This is a genomic window from Treponema sp. R6D11, assembly GCF_054786075.1.
Genome location: NZ_BDHD01000132.1, coordinates 1 through 4,888 on the forward strand (window position 1 = coordinate 1; position 4,888 = coordinate 4,888).

Genomic DNA, 4,888 nt, shown 5'->3' on the forward strand with positions numbered 1-4,888 from the left:
TAACAATAGGAAATCTTAGCGGCAATAATCCTTATTACCTGCTTATCAGCGGTTTTTATTTTGACACAATCAACAAAGAATTGACCATTACATTTGCAAAAGCGGGTTATCTATTAGAAAATGACTCTCCTTCAACGACAACTATCTATTACGCCGCTCCGATTACTCTAAACAACGTAACCGCAAACGGCTCTTCAAAACAGACTACCACGCAGTTGACTCTTGTTTTTGATAACGAGATTACCAGTCTTTCCACTGATGACATAACATTGAGCGGTGTAGACGGAGTGAATAAAGGAATACTCAGGGAAGATGATGAAAATCCGTACACATACATCTTAAATATTACTAACATTACTTCGGACGGAGCTTTAAATGTGTCTGTCTCGAAAAATGGCTATTCCATAAGCGGTTCGCCTAAGACGGCAACTGTCTATTACGCTATCCTTGTTACCCTAAATAGCGTAATAGCCGTTGAGCCTTCATCGCAGACTACTACGCAGTTAAGACTTACCTTTGACAAAGATATTAGCGGACTTACTACCGATGACATTATTTTGAGCGGCATAGCCGGCGTTAGTAAAGGAGCGCTAAGCGGCTCAAATCCGTACACCTTGAATATTAGCGGCTTTACTTCCGGCGGAACTTTGGGTGTTAAAGTAGAAAAAGACGGCTATTCAATAAACGGCTCGCCTAAGACGGCAAATATCTATTACGCCGTTAACCTAAACAGCGTAAGCGCTAACGGCTCTTCAACGCAGATTACCACACAATTGACACTTACATTTGATAAGGCGATTAATGGGCTTTCTGTCAATGACATAACATTGAGCGGTGTGTCAGGCGTGACCAAAGGAACGCTCAGCGGCTCAAACCCGTATACTCTAAATATCAGCAGCTTTACTTCGGGTGGAACATTGAATGTAGCGGTATTGAAAGCTGGTTTTAGCATAAGCGGCTCTCCTGCGACGACAACTATCTATTACCCCGTTACCTTAAACAGTGTAACCGCTAATGGGTCTTCGACAGTGACAACAACGCAGTTGACTCTTACATTTGATAAGGCGATTAATGGGCTTTCTGTCGATGACATAACATTGAGCGGCGTGTCAGACGTGACCAAAGGAACACTCAGCGGCTCTAATCCGTATTACCTGTCTATCAGTGAATTTAATGGGGACTTTCCTTATAGCGGAAGTTTGAGCGTGTCTGTCTCGAAAGATGGCTATTCCATAAATAACTCTCCAAAAACAGTAACTATTTATTACTATACTCCTCCCATTCCTACTACATTAAACAGTGTAAACGCCGACGGATCTTCAATACAGATTACTACGCAGTTGACCATTACATTTGACAAGACGATCATTGGGCTTAACGCCGATGACATCAAATTAAGTGGCATAAACGGCGTTAATAAAGGACTACTAAGTGGCAGTAATCCGTATACCCTGCCGATCAGCGGTTTTACTTCCGGCGGAACTTTGACCATTACAGTAGCAAAAGATGGCTATGCCATAAGTGATTCGTCAAAGACAACGACTATCTATTACCCCGTTACCTTAGACAGCGTAAGCGCCAACGGGTCTTCAACTGTGACAACAACGCAGTTGACTCTTACATTTGATAAGGCGATTAATGGGCTTTCTGTCAATGACATAACATTGAGCGGCGTGTCAGGCGTGACCAAAGGAACGCTCAGCGGCTCAAATCCGTATACTCTAAATATCAGCGGCTTTACTTCGGGCGGAGCTTTGAACGTGGCAGTTTCAAAAGCAAACTATTCCATAAATGGCTCGCCAAAGACGGCGACTATCTATTATGTCGTTAACCTAAATAGCGTAAGTGCCAATGGGTCTTCAATGGTAACAACAACGCAGTTGACTCTTACCTTTGACAAGGCTATTAACGGACTTTCCGCTGATGACATTATTTTAAGCGGTATAGACGGCGTTAGTAAAGGAACGCTCAGCGGCTCAAATCCGTACACTTTGAATGTCAGCGGCTTTACTTCGGGTGGAACTTTGAGCGTGTCCGTCTTGAAAGTGAACTACTCCATAACCGGCTTGCCAAAGACGGCAACTATTTCTTACGCTATTCCTGCTACTCTAAACAGCGTAACAGCCAGCGGGTCTTCAATGGTGACTACTACGCATTTGACTCTTACCTTTGATAAAGAGATTACCGATCTTACTTCCGCTGACATCACGTTGAGCGGCGTATCCAACGTGAGCAAGGGAACATTAAACGGATCAAATCCGTACATCCTGTCTGTCAGCGGCTTTACTTCGGGCGGAACTTTGAGCGTGGCGGTTTCAAAAGCCGGCTATTCCATAAGCGGCACACCAAAGACGGCAACTATCTATTACGCTACCCCTGCTACCTTAATTAGTGTAAGCGCCAACGGCTCTTTAACGCAGACGACCACAAACTTGACTCTTGCTTTTGACCAAGTTATTACAGGGCTTTCCGTCAGTGACATCACTTTGAGCGGAATGTCCGGCGTAACTAAAGGAACGCTTACCCGGTCTGGTAATTCTTACTATTTGAATGTCAGCGGTATTACTTCGGACGGAACTTTGGAAGTGTCTGTTTCTAAATCAGGGTATAACATAAGCGATTCGCCAAAGACAACAATTGTCTATTACGCTATCCCTGTTAATCTAAGCATTGTAACAGCCAACGGCTCTTACAATGAGGCTACCACGCAGTTGACCTTGACATTTAACGCGGCGATTCCAAATCTTACCGTCGATGACATTACTTTGAGCGGCGTGTCTGGTGTGAGCAAAGGAACGCTGAGTGTTTCCGGTTCCGTTTACACTCTGCCTATCAGCGGTTTTACTTCAAACGGGAACTTAAACGTGGCGGTCTTGAAAAATGGCTATTCCATAGGCGGCTCGCCAAAATCTGTAAGTATCTATTACGCTATCCCTGTTACCCTCAACGTAAGCGCTGACGGTTCTTCCACACAGACTACCACGCAGTTGACCTTGACGTTTAGCGCTCCGATTCCCGATCTTATCGCCAATAACATTACTTTGAGCGGTGTGTCTGGCGTTAGCAAAGGAACTCTCATTGGTTCTAATCCGTATATTTTGCCTATCAGCGGCTTTACTTCGGGCGGAACTATGACCATTACAGTAGCGAAAGAGGGCTATGCCATAAGCGGCTCGATGACGGCAACTATCTATTACTTTAAAATGGAAATGATCCAAGTACCTGGTGGAAGTTTCTTGATGGGAAAAGAATTAGGAACTGCCGGAATCGGCGATGTAACTCCGACACACACGGTAACACTAAGCGCTTTTTCCATGAGCAAGTATGAGGTAATGCAGGAACAATACCAAGCGGTAATGGGTAGTAATCCTAGTAATAATACGACATCTGGCAAACGTCCTGTGGAAAGAGTAAGTTGGTATGACGCTTTGGTATTCTGCAATAAATTGAGCATTATTGAAGGATTAACACCCGCATATAGTATATCGGGAAGCACTGCTCCTTCCGCATGGGGAGCAGTGCCTACCTCCAATAATACGACATGGAACGCGGTAGAAATAGTTTCCGGTTCCACCGGTTACCGTTTGCCAACCGAAGCTCAGTGGGAATATGCGGCAAAGGGCGGTAACTCGTTGGGAGCTTACACTTATTCTGGAAGTAATACTCCCGGTAATGTGGCGGCTTGGTCTGGCAATACTACACAAACTAGTACTGTAGGTATTAGTAGTCCTAATGGATTAGGTTTGTACGACATGAGTGGAAATGTAAGTGAATGGTGTTGGGACTGGAGTGGGGACTATACGAGCGCGGCGCAGACTAATCCTGTAGGCGTGTCTTCAGGGACATCTCGCGTGGTTCGTGGCGGAAGCTATACAAGTTCAATAGGTTCTATTGGTGGCACTCAATATAATTATTTGCGTATTGTACAACGAGACGGGATCCAGCCGCACCAAGTTTCTACTGCCGCTGGCATCCGTCTTGCCTTACCCTCCGGCGGGACTACCCCCGTTACTCTAAACAGTGTAACAGCCGACGGATCTTCAACACAGAATACAACTAATTTGACATTGACATTTAGCGGTATGGTTATCGGGCTTACTGCAAATGACATTACTTTAAGCGGAGTATCTAGTGTGAGCAAAGGAACTCTTACTGGTTCCAATCCGTACACTCTGCCTATCAGCGGACTTACGTCTGGCGGGACATTAAACGTGTCAGTCTCGAAAGCTGATTATTCCATAAGCGGCTCACCAAAGACAGTAGCTGTTTATTATTCCATACCTGTTACCTTAAACAGCGTAAGCGCCAACGGCTCTTCAACGCAAACTACTACGCAATTAACTCTTAACTTTGACCAGACTATTGCCGGACTTACCGCCGCAGACATAACATTGAGCGGCGTGTCAGGCGTAAGCAAAGGAGCGTTAAGCGTTTCCGGTTCCACCTATACTTTGCCCATTAACGGTTTTACTTCCAGTGGAAACTTGAACGTTGCAGTAGCGAAAACGGGTTATCTCATAAACGGCTCGCCAAAGACGACAACTATCTATAATATCACTCCCGTTACCTTAAACAGCGTAGAATTCCCCATCTGGAAACTGCCGCCGGAAATTGAAATCATCTCCATGAAAATGTTATAGATTTCCACTATCTTTGGCGAGCCACTATTCGCTTTCGAAACCGATACTGTCAAGTTTCCACCACTGGTAAAACCGCCGATAGGCAAATAATACGGATTAGAACCGCTGATCTTCCCTTTACTCACGTTGTTTATGCCACTCAAAGTGATGTCGGCTGCGGAAAGCCCATAAACCTCATGGTTAAAATTAAGTGTCAACTGCGTGGTTGTCTCCTTTGAAGAACCATTAGCGATTACACTGTTTAGGAT

General features: G+C 44.9%; 2 protein-coding genes. One reads left to right on the forward strand and one right to left on the reverse strand.

Going from position 1 to position 4,888, the window contains the following annotated elements:
- Positions 1–4,640 (forward strand): SUMF1/EgtB/PvdO family nonheme iron enzyme (locus ACYVTD_RS09725; RefSeq protein WP_461247581.1); only part of this gene is annotated, 4,640 nt, incomplete at its 5' end.
- Here the strand turns inward: ACYVTD_RS09725 and ACYVTD_RS09730 are convergent.
- The coding region (locus ACYVTD_RS09730; protein WP_461247582.1) for a hypothetical protein at positions 4,547–4,888 on the reverse strand (342 nt) is incomplete at its 5' end. The genes ACYVTD_RS09725 and ACYVTD_RS09730 overlap by 94 nt on opposite strands.